Origin of the sequence: Intrasporangium calvum, assembly GCF_028446585.1 — a bacterium.
GTDB lineage: Bacteria > Actinomycetota > Actinomycetes > Actinomycetales > Dermatophilaceae > Intrasporangium > Intrasporangium calvum_A.
In genome coordinates, this window is the sequence record NZ_JAPFQL010000010.1 from 28,939 (window position 1) to 50,422 (window position 21,484).

Consider the following 21,484-nt stretch of genomic DNA (forward strand, 5'->3'; position numbering starts at 1 on the left):
CGAGCGGGCCGGATCCTTCCGCGCTGCGCATTTGTCGGTAATGCTCGGGGCATGGACACCGTCTCTGGGCTCGACACCGGACCGGCCGCCTGGCCTGTCACCGAGAGCCTGCCCGCCGGCACCTTCACCGCCCCGAGCGATGTCGCGACCGCGCTCGGACGGACCGGCTACCTCGCGGACGACGCCCTCGCCACGGTCACCTTCCTCGCCATCCGGCTCGGCCGCCCCATTCTCCTCGAGGGTGAGCCCGGGACCGGCAAGACCGCGCTGGCCGAGGCGCTCGCCCAAGCGCTCGACCTGCCGTTGATCCGGCTCCAGTGCTACGAGGGGATCGATGCGACGCAGGCGCTCTACGACTGGGACTTCCCGCGGCAGATCCTCCACCTGCGCGCGGTCGAGGCCCTCGCGAGGGAGGAACACCGCGACCCGCGGGCCCTCGAGACGGAGCTCTTCGACGAGCGGTTCCTGCTCGCCCGGCCGGTGCTGCGGGCGCTCCGTGAGGCGCCGTGCGTCCTGCTCATCGACGAGATCGACCGTGCTGACGACGAGTTCGAGGCGTTCCTCCTCGAGGTGCTGTCGACGTGGCAGGTGACGGTCCCCGAGGTGGGCACGATCGCCGCCCGGACGCCGCCGATCGTCGTCCTCACCTCCAACCGCACCCGAGAGCTGCACGACGCCCTCAAGCGCCGGTGCCTCTATCACTGGATCGACCACCCCGGCCTGGCCCGGGAGCTGGAGATCGTGCGCACCCGCCTGCCCGAGGTGCCCCCGGTCCTCGCGGAGCAGGTCGTCGGCCTCATCCAGCGGCTGCGCCACGACGTGGGCCTGATCAAGCCGCCCGGCGTCGCCGAGACCCTCGACTGGGCGCGCGCCCTCGTGGCGCTCGGCGCGGCAGCCGTCGACCCCGAGGTCGCAGCGGCGTCCCTCGGGTCGGCCGTGAAGTACCGCGAGGACGCCGAGCGGGTCAGGGCCATGCTCGATCGCCTCCTCACGTCATGACATCGACGCCCACGCCCACGCCGACGCCGACGCCGCAGAGCCAGGCCCAGTCCCCAGCCCCGGGCGGCCCGCCCTGGGCGGCGGAGGCCTGGTTGCTCGGGTTCGCGCGGGCCCTCCGGGCGGCCGGGCTGCCGGTCACCGCGGACCGCGAGCGCACCTTCCTCGTCGCCCTCGGTGCCGTCGGGCTCGGCGAGCGACGGCACGTCTACTGGACCGGTCGAGCCACGCTGACGTCCTCACCCGCCGACGTCGAGCGCTACGACCAGGTGTTCGCGGCGTGGTTCAGTGCGGACCAACCCACGCGGACCCGTCGACCGGATCGCGAGGTGCCGCCGGCGACCCGCGCCGCCCTGGACCAGACCGAAGGCAGCTCTGGGGGCGAGGCCGACGACGAGGCGGTCCGGGCTCGCGCCAGCGGCCAGGAGGTGCTCCGCCACCGGGACGTCGCCACGCTCGACGTGGAGGAGCGGCAGGCGCTCGCCCGCCTGTTCGGGGCGTTGCACCCACGGCCGCCGCGCCGCCGCGCGCGCCGCCACGTCCGCTCCCGCCGTGGCGAGGTGGACGGACCGGCGACGCTGCGTGCGCAGCTGCGCTGGATGGGCGAGCCCGGTCGCATCCACCACCGGGCCCGCGGCAGCCGGCCTCGACGGGTGGTCCTGCTCATCGACGTGTCCGGCTCGATGAGCGCCTACGCCGACAGCCTCCTGCGCCTCGCCCACACCTTCGTCCAGGCCGCCGGCCCACGCGGGGCGGTGGAGGTGTTCACGATGGGCACCCGCCTGACGCACGTGACGCGGGCACTGCGCGAGCGGGACCCCGACCGTGCCCTCGTCGCGGCCGGCGAAGCCGTCCCCGACTGGTCCGGGGGGACACGTCTCGGCGAGTCGATCGCCGTGTTCCTCGACCGCTGGGGGCGTCGGGGCATGGCCCGGGGAGCCGTGGTCGTCGTCTTCTCGGACGGCTGGGAACGGCAGGGGCCCGAGCTGCTCGGCGAGCAGCTGCGCCGTCTGGCCGCGCTGGCGCACCGGGTCGTCTGGTCCAACCCGCACCGGGGCAAGGCGGGCTACCTCCCCGTGCAGCAGGGCATCGTTGCGGTCCTGCCGCACGTTGACGACTTCGTCGCGGGCCACTCGCTCGCGACGTTCGAGGAGCTGATCGAGGTGGTGGCGCGTGCGTGAGGTGCTCCGGGACCTGATGACCTGGTGGGAGGCCGGCGAGACGGTCGGCGTCGGCACCGTCGTCGGCACATGGCGGTCCGCACCCCGCCAGCCGGGCGCGTCGATGCTCGTCGGCCCCGGCGGCGAGGCGGTCGGCTCCGTGTCGGGTGGCTGCGTCGAGGGGGCCGTCTACGAGCTCGGTCAGCAGGTCATGGCGTCCGGCGAGCCGACACTCCAGCGCTACGGCGTCAGCGACGACGATGCCTTCGCCGTCGGGCTGACCTGCGGCGGGATCCTCGACGTCTTCGTCGAGAAGGTCTCCAGGGACACCTTCCCCGAGCTGGGGGCCGTCGCGGCCGACATCGAGGCAGGGCGGCCCCTCGCGATCGCCACCGTCATCGAGCACCCCGACGCAGCCTGGCTCGGCCGCCGGCTCGTCGTGCATCCCGAGGCTGTGGATGACGAGGCCACTCGAGCGGAAGCGAGCGGCGGTGTGGGAGCCAGCCCAGCGGCATACGGCCTGCGCATGTCCCTCGGCAGCGAGCGAGCCGACGCCGCCGTGCGTGACGACGCTCGAGGACTCCTCGCGCAGGGCCGCACGGCGACGCTCGGCTACGGCCCCGACGGGGAGCGGCGCGGCGAGGGGATGCGCGTCTTCGTGCAGAGCTTCGCCCCCAAGCCGCGGATGCTCGTCTTCGGCGCGATCGACTTCGCGGCGGCGGTTGCCCGCGTGGGCAGCTTCCTCGGCTACCGCGTCACCGTCTGTGATGCGCGGCCGGTGTTCGCGACGACCTCGCGGTTCCCCGAGGCCGACGAGGTCGTGGTCCGCTGGCCGCACGACTACCTGAGCGAGGAGGTCGATGCCGGGCGCGTGGACGGGCGCACCGTCGTCGCCGTGCTCACCCACGACCCGAAGTTCGACGTCCCCGTGCTCGAGGTGGCCCTGCGCCTGCCCGAGGTCGCCTACATCGGGGCGATGGGCTCGCGGCGCACCCACGAGGACCGGCTCCGGCGGCTCCGCGAGGCCGGCCTGACCGACGAGGAGCTGGCCCGGATGTCGTCACCGATCGGGCTCGACCTCGGCGCGCGCACCCCGGAGGAGACGGCGATTTCCATCGCCGCCGAGATCATCGCGCTGCGATGGGGTGGCCAGGGGGATCGGCTGAGTGGGCTCGAGGGGCCGATCCACCACCACGAGCAGCCCGACCACCCCTGAGCCGTATGCCGCCGGGCCCGGCCGCGCTGGTCTCCTCCCTCCCAGCGGGGCCGGGTTGCTCCCGGGCGTGATCAGTTGTGCAGCTTGACCCACGTCTCTGTCGCTTGGCCGAGCCGACCGCAGCTGTTCCCGGCCAGCTCGAGTGCCACCGTGCTGCCGCGTGTGACGGCCGACGCGTAGGTGGTCGGGCAGTCCGGATCGTCCTTCGGCGTGAACACGAAAGAGCCGGCCTTGGTCTGCGAGAGGCTGCCGTTCTCTGCAGCGGCCGGCTCGCCGAGATCCAGGACTCGGTAGCGCTCATGGACGACAACCACCAGCGTGCCCGTGCCGCGAATCAGCCAGGTCCCGTCGAGATCGGAGGTCGAGCTGACCGATTTGGGCTCCAGCGTGGGCAGACCCGAGTCGAGGGTGGCGCCGGCGGCCGAGACCGGTGAGATCCGGACGAAGCCCCAGTCCTGCGCTATCGCCGCGTCGTCGCAGTCAGGCGTGGTGGTCGTGAGGGTCGCCGTCATCCTTCCGGCAGCGGTCATCGACGCACTCGCGTCAAAGTGGCAGCGCTCCCCGTTCTCCGTGCGGTCCAACGTGAACCCACCGGGTGCGGGCCGGACGGTCCAGTCCACCCAGGGCTCGTCTGAAATCAGCCCAGCGGCTGGACCGACGGTCGTCATCCTGCCGTCCTCGGTGAAGTACCAGAGCCACAGGAGCCCTGGGCCGTCACCCGTATTGGCCCAGAGGCCGGCGAGCTGGTTCAGGGTGAGAGGGGGCGGGCTCGCCGGTACCGTCCGCGGCTCCGGATCGCTGCGCAGTGCGAGCGCGCCGAGCACCACCCCCGTGACGGCGCACGCGGCGACAGCCGCCTGCCAGAGCCTCCCGCGGCGCTCCTTGCGGTGCGCCTCGTCCTTGACCTCGAGTTGCTCCTCCAGCCGGTCGATGTCCTGTGTTGTCATGTCGAGTCCCTCCCCATAGGCCCGCAGCGCCTCGCTGACCTTGCGCTCGAGCGTGTTCATCGTGATCCCTCCAGTCGTGTCTGCAGAGCGGCCAGGCCGCGGTGCGCGTGGGTCTTGACCGATCCGATGCCGATCTCCAGGAGCTCGGCGGTCTCCCTCTCGCTCAGCTGCAGGTAGTAGCGGCAGGTGATGACCTCCCGCTGACGGCGAGGCAGCGCGCGGACGAGTTCCGCGAGCCGACTGGCCTCGTCCCTGATGACGACATCCGTCGCCGTGTCCGAGGCGTTCTCGGACCAGAGCAGGCTGGCCCGCAGGTGCGGCTCCCCACGCCGGGCGCGGATGGTGCGTCGCTGGTCGGACCGGCACTGGTTGATGACACCGGCCCGCAGGTAGGCCAGGGCGGACGCATGATCTCGTGGCGGCCAGTGCCGGAAGAGGGACAGGTAGACCTCCTGGACCGTCTCCTCGGCGCGTTGCCGGTCGCCGAGGAGGACGTAGGCCAGACGGACGAGCTCGACACAGTGGGACCTGAAGAGCCCGGTCAGGACCTGCTCCCTCTCCCGCTGCGCCGCGAATGAACCCACCCGGATCGCTCCCGTGACCATCGCCGACCTCCTGATGGCTGAACTGCGTGTCAGGGGATAGGTCGCTCGATCTCCTCAAAGGTTGACACGGAGCGCCACGAACCCGCCCGGCAATCGCGACACGCGGAGCGCCACCCGCTCGCGCTCGGTCCCACTGGCTCCTCCGTCCCAGTGAGGCCGAGTCCGCGCCGCATTTGGTCAGTTGAGCCTGATCCAGGTGTCGATGGCCCCGCCGAGTCTGGCGCAGCTGCCCACGGCGAGAGTGGCCACCATGGTGCTTGTTCGGTAGGCAGCCTTCTCGTACACCGCTGAACACGTGCCCTGGTCCGGAGTGAGAACGAAGGTCCACCCATCGGTCTGCCACCGCACGGTACCGGTCTCCGGCTCGGCAGCCACACCGAAGTCATAGAGCGTGTACTGAGCCTGCTCCCGGCCCGGGCCGGTTGCGGAGGGCTGCACGGCGAGCACCTTGCCCGTGCCCTTCAGCAGCCAGGTACCGAACAGCTTGGTGGTTCCGGTGAGGATCTCCTCGTTCGTGATGGCTCCATGGGGCGAGAGGTTCGTCCCGGCGATGGATGCCGGGGAGATCCGGATCCACTCCCAGACCTCGTCGCTGGGCTGGAGCTGGCAGGTCGGGCCGGCCTGCTTCACGGTCCCCTGCATGCGGCCCTCGGTCGAGAGGGTCGCGCCCCAGGTGACGATGCACGCGCCCGCGCCCGTCACGCCATCACCGGTCCGCCACCTCGCTGTGTCGTTGACGGTCTGGAAACCTCCGGAAACGGGAGTCACGGTCCAGGCAGTCCCCTCCACCGGCGTGAGCGGCACGTCAGGCCCGTCCGAGTGGGTCAGTGTGCCGTCCGCCCCGAAGATCCACAGCCACGGGTTGTCGGGGTCCTGCACCTTCCACACTCCAGCAAGTTCGGTCAGGGTGATCGGTCCCGGTCCAGCCGGGAGCTTAGGCGGCTCGGGGTCGCTGCGCAGCGAGAGCACGCCGAGCACCACTCCGGTCACCGCGCAGGCTGCGACGACAAGCTGCCACGGCCTGGATCCGACCCAGCGGCGGTCGCGGAGTTCCGGCCCACGTGCCCGTCGATGCAGTTCGCGTTGGAGCTGCGCGAGGTCCTTCGTCGAGATGGGAAGCTCGTCGACCTGCTCGTGCAGGGCGTCGGTCACTCGGCGTTCCAAGGTGTTCATCGGTTCTCCCCCAGACGTGACTGAAGGTGGGCAAGGCCTCGGTGCGCATGACGTTTCACGGAGCCCAGGCTGATGCCGAGCAGCTCCGCCGTCTGCCGCTCCGAGAGGTCGAGGTAGTACCGGCAGACGACCACTTCCCGTTGCCGCTGCGGCAGCCGGCCCACCTCTGCGAAGATCCGGCTCGACTCGTCCTGGGCGATCACCGACGCCTCGGAGCTGGGCACGGTGGTCGCCTGAGTCATCGCCACCAGGGGATCCCGCGTGCGAGCCCGGATCAGTCGGCGCTGGTCGGACCGGCACCGGTTGATCACCGTCGCCCGCAGGTAGGCCAGGGAGGACGACTCCTTCCGCACGGTCCTCCAGTTGCGATAGAGCGATAGGTAGGCGTCCTGCACCGCCTCCTCGGCCAGCTCCCGCTCGCCGATCAGGCAGTACGCCAGGCGGACGAGACTCTCGCCGTGCCGCGAGAACAGCTCGGTGAGCACGAGCTCTCGCTGGTCCTGTTCGACGGCCCAGCGGATCGGAATCGCTGCCGCATCCATGTCGCCACCTCCAACCGCCCGGAGACTCTCTTGCACGGGAGTCGCGGGCGACACTCAAAGGTTGACGCTCATCACGCGAGAATGTGCGAGAAAGGCCCGCACTCGTCACAACCCCTCGGCGAAGCCGACCCGCCACGTCGGATAGGCAAGCGTCCAGCCGAGCTCTCGCTTGGCCTTGGCGTTCGAGGATCCCCGCGACGTGGTCATCCAGTTGACGCCGTGCTCGCCGATGAGCGGACGGGCGAGCCAGACGGGCACGTGGCGCGGCGGCTTGGCGCCGAGGGCCGCCGCGAGAGCCGGGATCCACTCGGAAGCGCGGGCGGGCTCGTCGTCGACGACGTTGTAGAGACCCGGGGCCCCCCGCTCGACGGCGGCCACCGTGGCGGCGGCCGCGTCAACGGCGTGCACGAAGGACATCCGCCCGCCCCCGGCCCCGACGACGGGCAGCTTGCGAGCCTGCACCATGGCCAGCATCTCGCCGTCCTCGCCGTGCGCGAACCCCGTGCCCGGACCGTAGAACCCGCCATAGCGCAGGACGAGACCCTCGATGTCGCTCGCCGCAGTGACGGCCTCCTCCAAGTGCCGAATGGCGGCCAGCGACACGCGGGACTCCTTTGCTGGCTGGGAATCGAGGGGCTCGTTCTCGTCGGCCGGCACGGACGACCCACCGAAGCCGGTGCGGGGATTGGTCCACCCAGTGAAGCTCTGCGCCAGGAAGCGCGACACCCCCACCGCTCGGGCCGCCTCGAGGAGGTGGTCCGTCCCTTCGATGCGCAGACGGTTGGTCGTCGCGAAATCCCGGTCGAAGTTCTTCGGGTTGATGCCCGCTCGCAGCGAGGTGAGCTGGTGGATGATGACGTCCGGCTTCGCCTCCTCGACGGCGGACCTGACCGAGTCGCGGTCCAGGCCGTCCATCTGAAGTGGGGTGGCGCCCGCCGTGGCGATCGCGTCCGTGTTGCCGGAGCGGGTCGTGCCGAAGACGTCGTGACCGGCCGCGACGAGGGCGGGTGTGAGGCTGTGTCCGAGGGCGCCGCTGGCGCCGGCGAGCAGGACTCGCATGGTGGCTCCTTCGTGTGGAGGTTCGGTGTCGATGCGCCGTTCGACGAGGTACCTGCTCCCGCTGTGACACCCGTGCCATGTCAGGCTGGAGTGGTGACGGTTATCGCCGAGTACCACGACGAGCTGCGGCCGCTGATGTTCTCCATCGCCTACCGGATGCTCGGCAGCGTCGCCGAGGCTGAGGACGTCGTGCAGGAGGCGCTGCTGAAGATGACCCGCGCCGCGTCTGACGGGGTCGAGCCGGACAACCTCGACGCCTGGGCGACGACCGTGACGACGCGGCTGGCCATCGACACGCTCCGCTCGGCCAGGGTGCGCCGCGAGTCCTATGTCGGCGAGTGGCTGCCGGAGCCGTTGCGGACGACGGTGGGCCATGACGACGACCCTGCGCATCGTGTGGAGGTGGACGACTCGATCTCGACGGCGATGCTCGTGCTCATGGAGACGCTGACCCCGCACGAGCGAGCCGTCTTCATCCTGCGCGAGGCGCTCGGCTACGACTACGCCGACATCGCTGCCGTGGTCGAGCAGAGCGAGACGACCTGCCGACAGCACTTCTCCCGGGCCCGCAAGCACCTCGAGGCCGGCCGCTCGAGGTTCCGGGCGTCGACGTCGCGCCGGGACGAGCTGGCTGCGGCCTTCCTCGCCGTCGTGCAGGGCGGCCGTGCCGAGGAGCTCGAGCGCCTGCTGGCTGACGACGTGGTCTTCTGGGCCGACGGCGGCGGCAAGGCTCCGGCGGCGACGCATCCGCTGCACGGTCCCGTGGCCGTGGCGCGATTCATCGCCGGTCTCGTCCGTCGCGGTGGGCCGCTCGGTTTCCGCCTCGAACCGACCATCCTCAACGGCGAGCCGGGACTTCTCACGACCAGCCCGTCCGGGGACCTGCTCGGAGCCCTCACCGTGTCCTTCGACGAGGAGGGTCGGGTCGTCGGCCTCCGCAACCAGATCAACCCAGACAAGCTTCAGCACCTCGGGCAGGTGGGCGACCTCCGGACCCTGATGCAGGGAGCCGGTTAGCCCGTCATCCGGTCAGGCGCTCCAACAGGGCCGCCTCGAGCCGGCTGGCCCCCGCCGCAGTGACCAACCCGGTTTGGCCGGGAAGCACCGGCGGAGCCACCGAGCTGTGCTGGTGTCCCGTCGGCGTGGTGACGGTGACGGCGTGGGTCCCCCGGCGAGCAGCGACCTCGTCCACGTGATGCGACCAGCCGGGCTGCTCCTTGACGTGGTTGCAGCGCTCGCAGAGCCCTTGGCCGTTGTCGACCGTGGTCGGGCCGCCCTCCGCCCACGGTGTCACGTGGTCGGCGTGCCGGATCGGGGCATCGCACCACGGCGTGCGGCAGGTGCCGTCCCTGGCGATGAGATGGCGCCGCAGTCCCGCCGGGAACAACCGTCGCCTGGAGTCCATCGCGACCAACGTGCCGGTCGCTGGATGGGTGTAGAGGCGTCGCAACCAGGTCCGCGGCCTCGTCGACTCGTCCTCCCCCGGAGGACCAAGGTCCTCGGTCAGCAGCGTGCGAGCCCACCCTGCCGGCACCGGTCCGTAGCCGGGGATCTGCGCCGGGGTGTCGTCGCTATCGAACAACGCGCGGTCGGTGATCACGACCTGCACCTCCACCGGCACCTCTCCCGGGAGGCCGGACCCGGCGGCCGCGCCCGACAGAACTCGGTCGACCAGCGTGTCGGCCATGACCTGGCCCTTGCTGCGGAGGTCTCCCGTCGCGTGCGCGGTCGAGGCTGCGGCCGTGAGCGCCGCGTAGAGGGCGACGGCCTGCTTGACCGGCAGGACGGCGGTGACCAGGGCCATCGTGTCGGGGATGGGCCGGATCGTGACGCGGCGCTCCGACTCAGCCGTGCGCGCTCGTGCCACCGCGCCCTCGGCGTCGAGGCGGTCGGCGGCAGCCCGCACGGCACCCTCGAGCTGCCGGTCGCCCCACGTGGCGATCCCCGCAGTGGCCCCATCGACCGGGTCGGCAAGGTTGGCGCCGACGACCTCCGCATCGACGGCAAGGCGGTCCTCGGCGCTCAGGTGGCTGGTGAGCCGGGCGACGAGCTCGGCACGCCGCTCGTTCAGCTGGCCGGTCGTGAGCGCCTCGAGGGCGCAGGGCAGGTCGCGCACCAGGGCGAGCGCTGTGGTCGCGAGCTGCGCCCCCCGGCGCGGCGACTCGTGCCGCGCCAGGCCCACCTGTGCTGCGACCCCGGCCTTGTCGTAGGCACCTCGTCCGGCCCGCCGCGCCGGCCTCCGCGAGCTGAGTGGCACGGGTGTAAAGCCGCGGCGGCGCACTTCGTCCTTCGCCGCGCGATGGCCCTCGAAGTCGTTGGCGTCCAACCGCTCCTGCACCTGGCCACGCCAGTGCTCCGCCTCAGCGGCCTGTGCGTCGACGAAGGCGGCGGTCACTCGAGCCTGCGCAGCCGCACACGCTGCCTTGGCCCGTTCGAGCGCATCGAGCACGTCCACGAGGTCCGCCGCGCCGAGCCCGCTCCCGTCGGTCTCGGCGAGCCGGGACAGCCACGGAGCCACATCGTGGGCGGCGAGGGCCGCCGGCCTCCGGACTGACTCGATCATATGTTCGACTCTAACCGACCCGACCGCGAGGTGTGTGAGTTATCCCCAACCGAATCTGGTTGATCATCAAACGAATCCGCGCACCCGCGGTCAGGGACGCTGGGAGCGAGCTCAGCGGCATACGGCAGATGTCGTATGCCGCTGAGCTGGGACCGCGCCCGACGATCAGTGGGTGCTCGACCGCTTCCAGAGGTTGATGCCGGCCTCGACCGCGTGCTCGTCGATCCGGTCGAGCTCTTCCTGCGAGAAGGCCAGGCCGTCAAGGGCGCCCAGGCTGTTCTCGAGCTGCTTGACGCTCGAGGCGCCGATGAGCACCGAGGTGACCCGCTCGTCGCGCAGCGCCCACGCGAGAGCGAGCTGGGCCAGCGTCTGACCGCGAGACTGGGCGAGCTCGTTGAGGGCCCGGACGTGGCGGAGGGCGTCGTCCGTCAGCAGGTCGGGGCTCAGCGACTTGCCCTGGCTCGCTCGCGAGCCCTCGGGGATGCCGCCGAGGTACTTGTCGGTGAGCATGCCCTGGGCGAGCGGCGAGAAGGCGATGCAGCCGACCCCTTCCTCGCCGAGCGTGTCGAGGAGGTCCTCCTCGATCCACCGGTTGAGCATGGAGTAGCTCGGCTGGTGGATGAGCATCGGGGTGCCCATCTCGCCGAGGATCTCGATGGCCTCCTGGGTGCGCTGCGCGGAGTAGGAGGAGATGCCGGCATAGAGCGCCTTGCCACTGCGGACCGCGGTGTCGAGAGCACCCATCGTCTCCTCGAGCGGCGTCGTCTCGTCGAACCGGTGGCTGTAGAACACATCCACGTAGTCCACGCCCATCCGGGCGAGGGACTGGTCGAGCGAGGCGAGGACGTACTTGCGCGAGCCGCCGCCCTGTCCGTAGGGGCCCGGCCACATGTCGTAGCCGGCCTTGGTCGAGAGGATCAGCTCGTCGCGGTAGCGCTTGAAGTCCTGGGCGAAGATCGTGCCGAAGTTGCGCTCTGCCGAGCCGTAGGGCGGGCCGTAGTTGTTGGCGAGGTCGAAGTGCGTCACGCCGAGGTCGAAGGCGCGCCGCAGGATGGCCCGCTGCCGGTCGAGCGGGACGTCGTCACCGAAGTTGTGCCACAGGCCGAGCGAGATCGCCGGCAGGTCGAGGCCGCTCAGCCCGCAGCGACGGTAGGTCATCGAGTCGTAGCGCGTCCGGGCTGCCTGGTAGTCGTCCACGAGGTACGTCATGGACCCAGTCTGCCGGGCGGCGCCACGTGTGGACGCGGGTGGGTATCCGTCACGCGGCTGACTCGACCGCGTCAGGGACCGGTGCGGCCGCGGGCCGGACGCCGTCGGACAGGGGTCGCCGGCCGAGGAGCAGGGCTGGCGCGACCGTGATCGTGAGCAGCCCGGCACCCACGAACACGGCGCGAGGTCCGAACCAGCCGGCGGCCAGACCGGCCGCCAGGAGCGAGAGGACCGATCCCGCCCGAATCGTGCCCATCGCCGCCGCGAGGACCCGGCCCCGCGCCGCGTCCGCCGTGCGGCCCACGACGAGCGCGAAGCCGAGGCCGTTGATGAACCCGTTGGCCAGCCCGGCCACGACGAAGAGCGGGTAGAGCCAGGTGACCGAGGGGGCGAGCCCGGCCGAGGACATGGTCAGCCCCAGGACGGCGGCCGCCGAGGCGAGCACGGTGATCCGCCGCCGGTCGTCCTCGATCCGTGCGGCCAGCAGGGACCCGACGGTCACGCCACCGCCGAGGCAGAAGCCGAGCAGGCCGTAAGCGGCGGGCCCCGCGCCGAGCACGTCGATGACGAGGAACGCCTCGACGACGTTGGTGCCCTCGAGAGCGACGACGAAGAGGACCAGGCCGACGACGACGAGACCCGACACGCGGTCGCGGCGCAGGACGTGCCACCCCGACTCCAAGGTTCGAGGGTCCCGGGTGGTGTCCGGGTGAGTGTCGGTGGACGATGCGGTGGCCCTGGGGGCCGAGGTGGGCCCGCGGTGCGTGCGCACGGCGCGGGGGGCGATGACGAGGGCCGCGAACGTCGTCGCCGCCACGAGGACGACTCCCCGGAAGCCCACGGCCGCGTAGGCGAGGCCGCCGACGGCCGTCCCGGCCAGCCAGGCCGCCGACCCGAGCGCCTGCTGCAGTCCGATGGCCCGGCCGACCTTCTCCTCACCGACGATGCGAGGCAGGAGTGCTCCCCAGCCGGGGGCGACGACGGTCTGTCCCGACTGGATCAGGAGGATGCAGGCCACCTGCCAGACCAGCGACGTCGAGGCGAGGAGCCCCGCTGCGCCGAGGACCTGGGCGAGCGCCGACCAGGTGAGGATCGCCCGTGAGTCGCGCGTGTCGACGAGCCGACCGGCCCAGCCCGACAGTGCCACGACCGGGGCCGCGAAGGCGATGAGCAGCACGGTGAGGTCGAGGGGCCGCCCCGTCTGGGCGATGAGGATCGACAGGGCGATGAGGATCATGGCGTCGCCGAGCTGCGCCAGGGCCCGCGCGCTGATGGCGATCCGTGCATCCCGAATCTGAAGCAGTTCCTTCACAAGAAGTGAAGGTAGTGCTTCACAAGTTGTGAAGTCAAGACTTCACACCTGTCCTACGATGGCCCCATGGCCACGCCCCGGCGCCGCCCCACCCGCGCACTCGAGGTCGACGACCCTCGCGCCCTGCGCGCGCTGTCCCACCCCGCCCGGCAGCGGATCATCAACGAGCTCCTGGCCGGCCGTGTCATGACCGCGACCGAGGCTGCCGAGCTCGTCGGCCTCACGCCCTCGGCCGTGAGCCACCACCTGCGGGCTCTCGAGCGCTACGGAATCGCCGAGCGAGCAGAGGGCGCCGGCGACGCCCGCACGCGACCATGGCGGTCGCGGTTCACCGAGCTCAGCTATGCACCCAAGTCACCCGACGGGGTCGTGGTCGCCAACGCGGTGGTGCGTGGCGAGCTCGCCAGGCTCGCCCACAACATCGCCACCCAGGTCGCGGCGAGCGAGGCCGCCGCCCAGCCGGGCAGCGGCAAGCGCCCGGGACCCAGGGACAACGTCGGCATCAGCATCAGCGAGACCTGGCTGACCGACGAGGAGCGCCGCGAGGTCGTGGCCCGCATCGAGGACCTGCTGCGGGGGTTGCCCGAGCGGCACTCGGGCAACGCGCCAGAAGGCGCCACGCGAATGTCCCTCGTGCTCTCGTTCGTCCCGGTCGCTCCCGACTCAACCGACTGATCCGTGACGATCTGGTCTTGTTTCCGCGGCAGCGGCGGGTGAGACTCCCAAGGGGCAACCCCCGCGAACTATGGCATTCGTCACTGCAGTGCGGCAGGAGGACAAGGAATGACCCGTATCACCGTAAACGTCGACGGAGTGGAGTACTCCGACGATGTCGAGCCCAGGACCCTGCTGGTCCACTACCTGAGGGAGACGCTCGGCAAGACCGGCACCGTCGTCGGGTGCGACACGAGCAACTGTGGAGCGTGCACCGTGCACCTCGACGGGCGGAGCGTGAAGTCGTGCAACGTGCTCGCCGTCCAGGCGGACGGGCACGAGGTCACCACGATCGAGGGCCTGGCGGAGACCGCCGGCAGCGACGGCAAGCTCCACCCGATGCAGGTGGCCTTCCACGAGGCACACGGTCTCCAGTGCGGCTATTGCACACCAGGCATGATCATGCAGGCGTGTGACCTGCTCAAGGAGAATCCCGACCCGTCCGAGCAGGAGATCCGCGAGGGCCTGGAGGGCAATCTCTGCCGGTGCACCGGCTACCACAACATCGTCAAGGCGGTGCAGCAGGCGGCCGCGGCGATGGCGACCGACCAGCCCGAGCCGGCCCGCGAGGAGGTGGCGTCATGACGATCACCGAGGACAACCCCACCGCCGAGTCGAGTCAGGCCGAGGTGGGCCGGGCCCGCCGGCGCAAGGAGGACCAGCGCCTCATCACCGGCCGGACCCGCTGGACCGACAACGTCACCCTGCCCGGGATGCTCCACATCGCGATGGTCCGCAGCCCGTTCGCGCACGCCCGGGTCACGGCGATCAACACCAACGAGGCCAAGGCCGCCCGCAACGTCGTCGCCGTCCTCACCGGGGCCGATCTCAAGGACGTCCAGGGCGCCAACGCCAACGCCTGGCCCATCAGCGCCGACCAGGTGACTCCGACGCACCTGCCGATGGTGGTCGACCACGTCGCCTGCGCCGGAGAGATCGTCGCCTGCGTCGTGGCCCGCTCCGCCGCGGAGGCTCGCGACGCCGCCGAGCTCGTCGACGTCGACTACGAGGAGCTGCCCGCCGTCCTCGACATGAAGGAGGCGCTCAAGGACGAGGTGCTCGCGCACCCCGATCTCGGCACCAACAAGTCAGCCTTCTGGCAGCTCGACTCCAAGGAGGGCGGCACGGGCGATGACGTCGACGCGGCCATCGAGGCGGCCCGCACCGACGGCGTCGTCATCGAACGCGAGTACCGCCAGCAGCGGCTCATCCCGGCGTTCATGGAGCCGCGGTCGGTCGTCGTCGACCCGACGGGTGAGCAGATCACCATGTGGTCGGCGACGCAGATCCCGCACATCCTGCGCTTCCTCCTCGCCGCGACGACCGGGGTGTCCGAGTCGAAGATCCGGGTCATCGCGCCCGACGTGGGTGGCGGCTTCGGCGGCAAGCTCCAGACGACCCCGGAGGAGTTCATCGCCTTCGCCGCGGCACGGCAGCTCGGCAAGCCGGTGAAGTACACCGAGACCCGTTCCGAGTCCCTCCTGTCAGGCCACCACGGCCGCGACCAGTGGCAGAAGCTCACCCTGTCCGCCACCAAGGACGGCACGGTGACCGGCCTCAAGGTCGAACTGCTCGCCGACCTCGGTGCCTACGTCGCCCTCGTCGGCGGCGGGGTGCCGGTGCTCGGGGCCTGGATGTTCAACTCGATCTACAAGTTCCCGGCCTACCGGTTCAACGTCCAGACGATCCTGACCAACAAGACCTGGGTCGACGCCTACCGTGGCGCCGGCCGGCCGGAGGCCACCTTCGGCATCGAGCGGATGATGGACGAGCTCGCGGCCGAGCTGGGGCTCGACCCCCTGGAGCTCCGCGAGAAGAACTGGATCAAGCACGAGGAGTTCCCCTTCACGACGGTCGCCGGCATGACCTACGACTCCGGCAACTATGAGGCGGCGACGGCCCGGGCTCGTGAGCTCTTCGACTACGAGGGCCTGCGAGCGGAGCAGCAGCGGCGGCGGGCGTCCAACGACCCGGTCCAGCTGGGGATCGGCGTCTCGACGTTCACGGAGATGTGCGGGCTGGCCCCGTCCCGGGTGCTCGGCTCGCTGAGCTACGGCGCGGGCGGCTGGGAGCACGCGAACATCCGCATGTTGCCGACCGGCAAGGTCGAGGTCGTGACGGGCACGTCGCCGCACGGCCAGGGCCACGAGACGGCGTGGAGCCAGATCGTCGCGGACCGGCTCGGCGTGCCCTTCGAGGACGTCGAGGTCCTCCACGGCGACACGCAGATCAGCCACAAGGGGCTCGACACCTACGGCTCGCGTTCCCTCGTCGTCGGTGGCGAGGCGCTCGTCCTCGCGGCGGACAAGGTGATCGAGAAGGCGAAGGTCGTCGCGGCCCACCTGCTCGAGGCGAGTGCGGACGACCTGGAGTTCACCGGCGGGCGCTTCGGCGTCAAGGGCACCGACCAGGGCCTCGGCATCGCCGAGATCGCGCTGGCCAGCTTCGCGGCCCACAACCTCCCCGACGGGGTGGAGCCGGGGCTCGACTCCGACGCCACCTACGACCCGGTGAGCTTCTCCTTCCCGCACGGCACGCACCTGTGCGCCATGGAGGTCGACACGGAGACGGGCGCGACGAAGATGCGCTCCTACGTCTGCGTCGACGACATCGGTGTCGTCGTCAACCCGCTCATCGCCGAGGGCCAGGTGCACGGCGGGCTCGTGCAAGGCATCGCGCAGGCTCTCTGGGAGGGCGCGGAGTACGACGAGAACGGCACGCTGGTGACCGGTTCCTTCGTCGACTACACCCTCCCGACGGCGGCCGACACGATCAGCTTCGTCACCGACCGCACGGAGTCCCCGTCGACGACGAACACCTTGGGCACCAAGGGAGTCGGCGAGGCGGGCACCATCGCGTCGACACCCGCAGTGGTCAACGCGATCGTCGACGCGCTGCGCCCGATGGGCGTGCACGACGTGCCGATGCCCTGCACGCCCGAGCGTGTCTGGCGGGCGATCCAGTCGGGCGGCTCGACCCGCCAGGTCGAGTCCTCCGGTGACGCCCAGCCGCACTTCGATCCGGCGGCCCCCAACCAAGACACCCCCGAGACGGAAGGCGGTGCCCAGTGATCCCCGCATCGTTCGACTACGTGGCCCCGACGACGGTCGCGGACGCGCTCGCGGCGCTGGCCGAGCACGGTGACGACGCCAAGGTGCTCGCCGGTGGACAGTCCCTGCTGCCGATCCTCCGGATGCGGCTCAACGCCCCGAGCGTCGTCGTCGACCTGGGGCGGATCCCCGAGCTCCAAGGGGTGTCCGAGGAAGGTGACGCCATCGTCATCGGCGCCATGACGCCGTATGCCGCTGTGCTCGCTTCCGAGCTCGTCTCCACTCACGCCGGGCTGCTGTCCAAGGCGGTCGCGACCGTCGCCGATCCGCAGATCCGCCACCGCGGGACGGTGGGTGGCGCCCTCGTCCACGCCGACCCGGCTGGTGACGTGGGGGCGCCGGTCCTTGCGCTGGGCGCCGAGCTGGTCATCGCGGGCGCGGGTGGGCAGACCCGCACCGTGGCCGCTGACGACTTCTTCGAGGACCTCTTCACGACGGCGGTCGGCGAGGGCGAGCTGCTGACGCAGATCCGGATCCCCAAGCACACGGGCTGGGGCTCGCACTACGAGAAGTTCGTGAGGGTCAGCCACCAGTGGTCGATCGTCGCGGTCGCCGCCGCGGTGCGCGTCGACGGCGGCTCCATCGCCGAGGCGCGGGTGGGGCTCACCAACATGGGGGCGACGCCGTTGCGGGCCCGGGCCGTCGAGGAGGCGCTCGTGGGGCGCGCGGCGACCGACGAGGCGGTCCGAGCGGCAGTGGCTCAGGTCGCGGAGGGCACCAACCCGCCGTCCGACCTCAACGGTGGCGCCGAGTACCGCAGGCACCTGGCGACGGTGCTGACCCGTCGGGCGGTCCTCGCTGCGGCAGGGGCGTGATCCGGCGATGGAGCTGACCCACTCCTTCACCGTGCCGACCTCGGCCGACGATGCCTGGGCGCTCCTGACGGACCTGCAGCGCGTCGGCGACTGCTTCCCCGGTGCGACCGTCACGGAGGTGACCGACGAGGGCTTCACCGGCACGGTCAAGGTCAAGCTCGGGCCGATCGCCCTCGTCTACGGCGGCTCGGGCTCGTTCGTGGCGAGGGACGACGCGAACCACCGCGCGGTCATCGAGGCGAAGGGCAAGGACAAGCGGGGCAACGGCACCGCGGGCGCGACCGTGACCGTCCAGCTCACGCCGGACGGTGGTGGGGCCCGGGCCGATGTCGTCACCGACCTGGCGGTGACCGGCAAGCCCGCGCAGTTCGGTCGCGGCGTCATGCAGGACGTCTCGGACAAGCTGCTGGGTCAGTTCATCGCCTGCATCGAGAAGCAGTTGGGTGGGACAGCCGGAGGCGCCGGCGCCGGCGCCGGCGCTGCCGGGGCCCCCGTCCCACAGGCGACCGTGCAGGACGTCGACGAGGCCGCGACGCGTCCCGAGATCGTCACCGACGCCGTGCCCGAGCAGGTGCGTGACACCGGAGAGCCGCTCACCCTGGCGCAGGAGGTGGCCCGATCAAAGGCCGAGGCGGCCGAGGCGGCCGAGGCAGCGGGCCCACCAGCGGCGCTCCGGCGGCCCGCACCGGCCGCGGAGTCGGCGGATGACGCGCTCGACCTCGGCTCGGCGGTGCTGCCGGTGCTCGCGCAGCGGTATGCCGGTTATGCCGCCGCCGTGGCCGTGGGCGTCATCATCGGCTGGCTCGCGGGGAGGCGCGGCTCGCGCTGACCCCGCCTCGTCAGGCCTCCGCGGCACCCTTCGCGATCACGAGGTCCTCCCAGGACATGCCGACGCTCTTGAAGACGTTTGGTCGACCGGCGGCGCGCGTCACGCCGCCGGTCACCAGGTCCTTCAGGGGGCGGAGCGCATCCTGACTCAGGCTCCCTTCGGCCACGGCCATGACGACGTCCCCGGCCTCACGAAGCGCCGTGGCGACGTCCTCCACGACGACGAGCGCTCGCCCCATGAGGCCCGCGTCGAGCTCGCGACGGTCCGGCTCGTGCGAACCAATGGCGATCACACAGGCGCCGTCGGCGACGAGCGAGCCGTCGAGGACGGGCGTGCCCGCTGACGTGGCCGTGACGACGATCTCGGAGGCTTCGACGGCGGCCGCCACGGCGGAGTCGCCGGCGGTGAGGGCGGTCGCGCGCACGCCGAGCCCCGCGACCAGGTCCGCAGTGGCCCGGGCGCGGTCGTTCTGGCGCGCGACGACGGTGACCAGCTCCGGCTGCCGGATCGCCAGGATCGCCTCCACGTGCCCGAGGGCCTGCGGCCCGGCGCCGAAGACCGTGACCTCGTGCACCGTCGCCGGCGCCAGCTCGTCGATCGCCACGGCCGACACGGCGGGCGTGCGGAGCGAGGTGATGGCGCTGCCGTCCAGGATCACCGACGGCGCCAACGTCTCCGGGTCGAAGAGCACGTAGAGCGCCTGGATCCGCTCGAGCCCCCTCGCCGGGTTGTCCGGGGCGACCGACAACACCTTCACACCCACGGCGCCGGGGGCCGACGACGGCATGATCAGCAGCTGTCCGCCCGGCACGACGGGGGACAGTCGCGCTGGGTCACCGGCGGGGTCGAAGCCGGCCTCGAGAGTGGCCCGGATCAGCCGCCGGGCCCGATCCGGTGAGAGCACCCGGTGGATCTCCGCCGCGTCGACCCAGCGGGGAGCCGCCATCACGCGCCCCACCCCCCCGAACGAGCAGCCGCCGCGAGCTGCTCCACCCGTCGGGTCGCCTGTCGGCGCAGCACCCACTGGGTGGGCTCGTGAGCGAGCGTGGCCAGCCAAGCCGGCCCAGCGGCATACGCGATGGTGTGGATCGCGAGCGCTCCCTCGGGCTCCGGCCGGAACCGCCACGACGCGTGCAGGGACCGGACGTGCGGCGGCACGCGCAGCGGGGTCGGTGGGAGCGACTCGGCGAGGGCGCTCGCGGCATCGGGTCCGAGGGGGACGTGGGCGTCGGCACTGACCTGCGGCATGCGCCGAGCGTATGTCGTCAACCGCGCCGCACCGGAGAGGCGATCAGCAGGCTGATGTCGTCGTAGTTCTGGGTGAGGCTGTTCCAGCTGCCGCCGCAGGTCGTCAGGAAGAGGCGCTCCGGGCCCTCGAAGTCGTAGAGCCGCTCCGACACGACGATGCGTGGGTACTCCCGGGCGGCGTTGACCTCCCGCCAGACCCGGTCGACGCGGTAGGAGCAGGTCGAGCCGTTGCGCTGCCTGACGTGGATGAGCTGGCCGACCTCGATGCGTTCCGCGAAGTCCTCCCGGAAGATCGCCGAGTTGTCGCGGTAGGTGTGCCCGTTGGTGAGCACGGTGCCCACGCCGGTCCCGGGCCTCGGCCCGTCGGCGTACCAACCGGCCTTGGTGCGGTCCGTGGGGTTGCCGAGCGGCCGCCTGCCCTCCGCATCCGGCGGGGCCGCGCGATCCAGCCCGATCTGCTCGAAGGGCGCATCGACACCCAGGGCGGGGATGACGAGACGCGCGGGGACACCGGCCCGGCACGTCGACGCCGACGCTGACGTCGCCGTGGACTCGCGTGCCGTCGAGGTCTCGCTCGGAGCGGTCGGGACATCGGCTCGCCGGGTGGCGGCCTGCCCCTGCCGCGGAGCACCGGTGCCGAACGGCTCGGCCACGATGACCCAGACCGCGATGATCGCCACGAGGGCGGCCGCAACGGTCGCGAGCACGGTCCGTGGGCTCGGCTTCACGTCTCCTCCCGGTGCCTTGGGCGTGGGCTGTGCTTCCCAGCATGATGCAGGGGCCGCCGGTCGACGTGACCGGCGGCCCCTGCATCGCTGGCTCAGCTCAGGGGATCAGCCCTGCGTCGTCTCGCGGCGGCGGCGGACCGCCTCAGCCGTCATGATGCCGGCCGCACCGAGCAGCAGGCCGGTGCCGATGAGGCCGTTGATCGGCGTCGAGTCCCCGCTCGGGTCTGCGGGGCCGCCACCGGTGTCGGGAGCGCCGGGCCCGGGCGTGACGCCACCACCGGCACCCGTAGGCGGCGTGGTGGTCGTCGGCTCGGTCTCCGGCGGCGTCGTTTCCGTGGTCGGCGGCGTCGTTGCCGTTGTCGTCGTGGTGGTGGTGGTCGTGGTGGTGCTCGTGGTGGGCGGCGGAGTCGTCTCGGTGGGAGGCGGCGGCAGCTCCGGCGGGCAGACCGGCTCGGGCTCGCCCTCCTGGCCCCCGCCCGGCTCGCCGTAGCCGATCACGACCGAGCGTCCTTGCTCGTCCTGGAAGGGGGCCCCGATCACGGGCGGTGACTCGAGCGAGTGGGCCTCCACAAGGATGGGGTTCTGCCCGGTTTGCAGGCGCTCGTCCTCTCCCGGCGTCCCGACGTACTTGCAGACGTACACCCACACGGTGTGCTCGTTCGCGCTGGCTGCGGACCCGTTCGCGAGCGCGAAGGCCCCTGTTGCGGCGAAGGCCACGGCCGTCGCGAGCGAGAGCGCTCGACGTCGCAGGCCGATGGTGGTGGTCATGACAGTTCCCCTAACTCCAAGTCGATGTCGGCGTCCCCAGGCACCCCCGACGGCGCCGATCGTCCACGCTGCCGGAGGGGAGACCAGTGGACATATCGTTCCTACTCGGGATTCGCCGGCACCACCACTCCAGAGCCCGGGCTGTCACCCGGTCGTTACCAAGCGGGTCGACGGCCTAGGCTCGATGCCCGTCAGTGCCGAAACCACGGCCCGAGGGATTCGGGCCTGCAGCGAGGAGAGACATGACCGACCAGAGCCCGCCCGAGCAGACGTCCTTCGGCCACCACCCTGCTGAGCCACCGGTGTTCGGTGAGCCCACCGAGCCGACGACCCCGATCGCTTCGCACCAGCCGACCCGAGCCGAGACGCTTGCGGCGCAGAGCCCCATCCAGACCGCCATGGGAGCGGCGCAGGACTCGAAGGGCGTCCTGCTGGCGCTCTTCGACTTCAGCTTCACCCACTTCGTCACCCCGAAGCTCGTCCGATTCGT

The 21,484-nt window shown here is 71.4% G+C and carries 22 protein-coding genes; 10 read left to right on the forward strand and 12 right to left on the reverse strand.

Annotation, left to right across the window (positions count from 1 at the left end; genetic code table 11):
* Nucleotides 1-51 precede the first annotated feature (51 nt).
* Genes OO014_RS03740 through OO014_RS03750 form a run of 3 tightly spaced genes read left to right on the forward strand, consistent with a single transcriptional unit; the run spans nt 52 to nt 3,372 of the window.
* Complete coding sequence (locus OO014_RS03740) at nt 52-999, forward strand: AAA family ATPase (protein ID WP_272460931.1); 948 nt, start codon at nt 52-54, stop codon at nt 997-999.
* A complete protein-coding gene (locus tag OO014_RS03745; protein WP_272460932.1) occupies nt 996-2,177 on the forward strand; it encodes a vWA domain-containing protein in 1,182 nt (393 codons plus the stop codon). The genes OO014_RS03740 and OO014_RS03745 overlap by 4 nt, the downstream gene beginning before the upstream one ends.
* A complete protein-coding gene (locus OO014_RS03750; protein WP_272460933.1) occupies nt 2,170-3,372 on the forward strand; it encodes an XdhC family protein in 1,203 nt (400 codons plus the stop codon). Before OO014_RS03745 ends, OO014_RS03750 begins: the two co-directional genes overlap by 8 nt.
* A gap of 71 nt (nt 3,373-3,443) precedes the next feature.
* On the opposite strand, the gene OO014_RS03755 is transcribed toward OO014_RS03750, so the two are convergent.
* The 5 genes from OO014_RS03755 to OO014_RS03775 all read right to left on the reverse strand — a co-directional run bounded on the left by OO014_RS03755 (nt 3,444) and on the right by OO014_RS03775 (nt 7,698).
* On the reverse strand, nt 3,444-4,379 hold the full coding sequence (locus tag OO014_RS03755; protein ID WP_272460934.1) for a hypothetical protein: 936 nt from the start codon (nt 4,377-4,379) through the stop codon (nt 3,444-3,446).
* Nucleotides 4,376-4,924 (reverse strand): RNA polymerase sigma factor, encoded by a 549-nt coding sequence (locus OO014_RS03760; protein WP_272460935.1) that lies wholly within the window; start codon nt 4,922-4,924, stop codon nt 4,376-4,378. Before OO014_RS03760 ends, OO014_RS03755 begins: the two co-directional genes overlap by 4 nt.
* 177 nt (nt 4,925-5,101) lie before the next feature.
* Nucleotides 5,102-6,097, reverse strand: coding sequence for a hypothetical protein (locus OO014_RS03765; RefSeq protein ID WP_272460936.1), 996 nt, complete (start codon nt 6,095-6,097; stop codon nt 5,102-5,104).
* Nucleotides 6,094-6,639, reverse strand: a complete 546-nt coding sequence (locus tag OO014_RS03770; protein ID WP_272460937.1) for an RNA polymerase sigma factor — start codon at nt 6,637-6,639, stop codon at nt 6,094-6,096. The genes OO014_RS03765 and OO014_RS03770 overlap by 4 nt, the downstream gene beginning before the upstream one ends.
* A 105-nt stretch (nt 6,640-6,744) precedes the next feature.
* The gene (locus OO014_RS03775) at nt 6,745-7,698 is read right to left on the reverse strand and encodes an NAD-dependent epimerase/dehydratase family protein (RefSeq protein WP_272460938.1); all 954 of its coding nucleotides are present in this window, start codon (nt 7,696-7,698) and stop codon (nt 6,745-6,747) included.
* A 93-nt stretch (nt 7,699-7,791) separates the two neighbouring features.
* On the opposite strand from OO014_RS03775, the gene sigJ reads away from it, so the two are divergent.
* A complete protein-coding gene (gene sigJ, locus OO014_RS03780) occupies nt 7,792-8,715 on the forward strand; it encodes an RNA polymerase sigma factor SigJ (protein WP_272460939.1) in 924 nt (307 codons plus the stop codon).
* Nucleotides 8,716-8,719: 4 nt separating this feature from the next.
* On the opposite strand, the gene OO014_RS03785 is transcribed toward sigJ, so the two are convergent.
* The 3 genes from OO014_RS03785 to OO014_RS03795 form a co-directional block, all read right to left on the reverse strand.
* Entirely contained in the window at nt 8,720-10,261 is a 1,542-nt protein-coding gene (locus OO014_RS03785) for an HNH endonuclease (protein WP_272460940.1), read from the reverse strand.
* A 165-nt stretch (nt 10,262-10,426) separates the two neighbouring features.
* On the reverse strand, nt 10,427-11,470 hold the full coding sequence (mgrA, locus tag OO014_RS03790; RefSeq protein ID WP_272460941.1) for an L-glyceraldehyde 3-phosphate reductase: 1,044 nt from the start codon (nt 11,468-11,470) through the stop codon (nt 10,427-10,429).
* A 49-nt stretch (nt 11,471-11,519) separates the two neighbouring features.
* Nucleotides 11,520-12,782, reverse strand: a complete 1,263-nt coding sequence (locus tag OO014_RS03795; RefSeq protein WP_272460942.1) for an MFS transporter — start codon at nt 12,780-12,782, stop codon at nt 11,520-11,522.
* A gap of 66 nt (nt 12,783-12,848) precedes the next feature.
* On the opposite strand from OO014_RS03795, the gene OO014_RS03800 reads away from it, so the two are divergent.
* From OO014_RS03800 to OO014_RS03820, 5 genes are all read left to right on the forward strand, one after another.
* Nucleotides 12,849-13,457, forward strand: a complete 609-nt coding sequence (locus OO014_RS03800) for an ArsR/SmtB family transcription factor (RefSeq protein WP_272460943.1) — start codon at nt 12,849-12,851, stop codon at nt 13,455-13,457.
* 108 nt (nt 13,458-13,565) lie between these two features.
* On the forward strand, nt 13,566-14,081 hold the full coding sequence (locus OO014_RS03805; protein ID WP_272460944.1) for a (2Fe-2S)-binding protein: 516 nt from the start codon (nt 13,566-13,568) through the stop codon (nt 14,079-14,081).
* The gene (locus tag OO014_RS03810) at nt 14,078-16,567 is read left to right on the forward strand and encodes a xanthine dehydrogenase family protein molybdopterin-binding subunit (protein ID WP_272460945.1); all 2,490 of its coding nucleotides are present in this window, start codon (nt 14,078-14,080) and stop codon (nt 16,565-16,567) included. Before OO014_RS03805 ends, OO014_RS03810 begins: the two co-directional genes overlap by 4 nt.
* Nucleotides 16,564-17,421: an FAD binding domain-containing protein gene (locus OO014_RS03815; RefSeq protein ID WP_272460946.1), complete on the forward strand. Its 858-nt coding sequence runs from the start codon at nt 16,564-16,566 to the stop codon at nt 17,419-17,421. The genes OO014_RS03810 and OO014_RS03815 overlap by 4 nt, the downstream gene beginning before the upstream one ends.
* 7 nt (nt 17,422-17,428) lie before the next feature.
* The gene (locus OO014_RS03820; protein WP_272460947.1) at nt 17,429-18,250 is read left to right on the forward strand and encodes an SRPBCC family protein; all 822 of its coding nucleotides are present in this window, start codon (nt 17,429-17,431) and stop codon (nt 18,248-18,250) included.
* 10 nt (nt 18,251-18,260) lie between these two features.
* Here OO014_RS03820 and OO014_RS03825 read toward each other — a convergent pair whose 3' ends face one another.
* From OO014_RS03825 to OO014_RS03840, 4 genes are all read right to left on the reverse strand, one after another.
* The gene (locus tag OO014_RS03825; RefSeq protein ID WP_272460952.1) at nt 18,261-19,196 is read right to left on the reverse strand and encodes an ornithine cyclodeaminase family protein; all 936 of its coding nucleotides are present in this window, start codon (nt 19,194-19,196) and stop codon (nt 18,261-18,263) included.
* Nucleotides 19,196-19,498: a hypothetical protein gene (locus OO014_RS03830; protein ID WP_272460948.1), complete on the reverse strand. Its 303-nt coding sequence runs from the start codon at nt 19,496-19,498 to the stop codon at nt 19,196-19,198. Before OO014_RS03830 ends, OO014_RS03825 begins: the two co-directional genes overlap by 1 nt.
* Nucleotides 19,499-19,515: 17 nt before the next feature.
* The gene (locus OO014_RS03835; protein WP_272460949.1) at nt 19,516-20,226 is read right to left on the reverse strand and encodes a class F sortase; all 711 of its coding nucleotides are present in this window, start codon (nt 20,224-20,226) and stop codon (nt 19,516-19,518) included.
* A gap of 105 nt (nt 20,227-20,331) precedes the next feature.
* Nucleotides 20,332-20,994, reverse strand: coding sequence for a hypothetical protein (locus OO014_RS03840; protein WP_272460950.1), 663 nt, complete (start codon nt 20,992-20,994; stop codon nt 20,332-20,334).
* Between the two features lie 242 nt (nt 20,995-21,236).
* Here OO014_RS03840 and OO014_RS03845 point away from each other — a divergent pair.
* A partial coding sequence (locus tag OO014_RS03845) for a hypothetical protein (protein ID WP_272460951.1) occupies nt 21,237-21,484 on the forward strand: 248 nt, incomplete at its 3' end.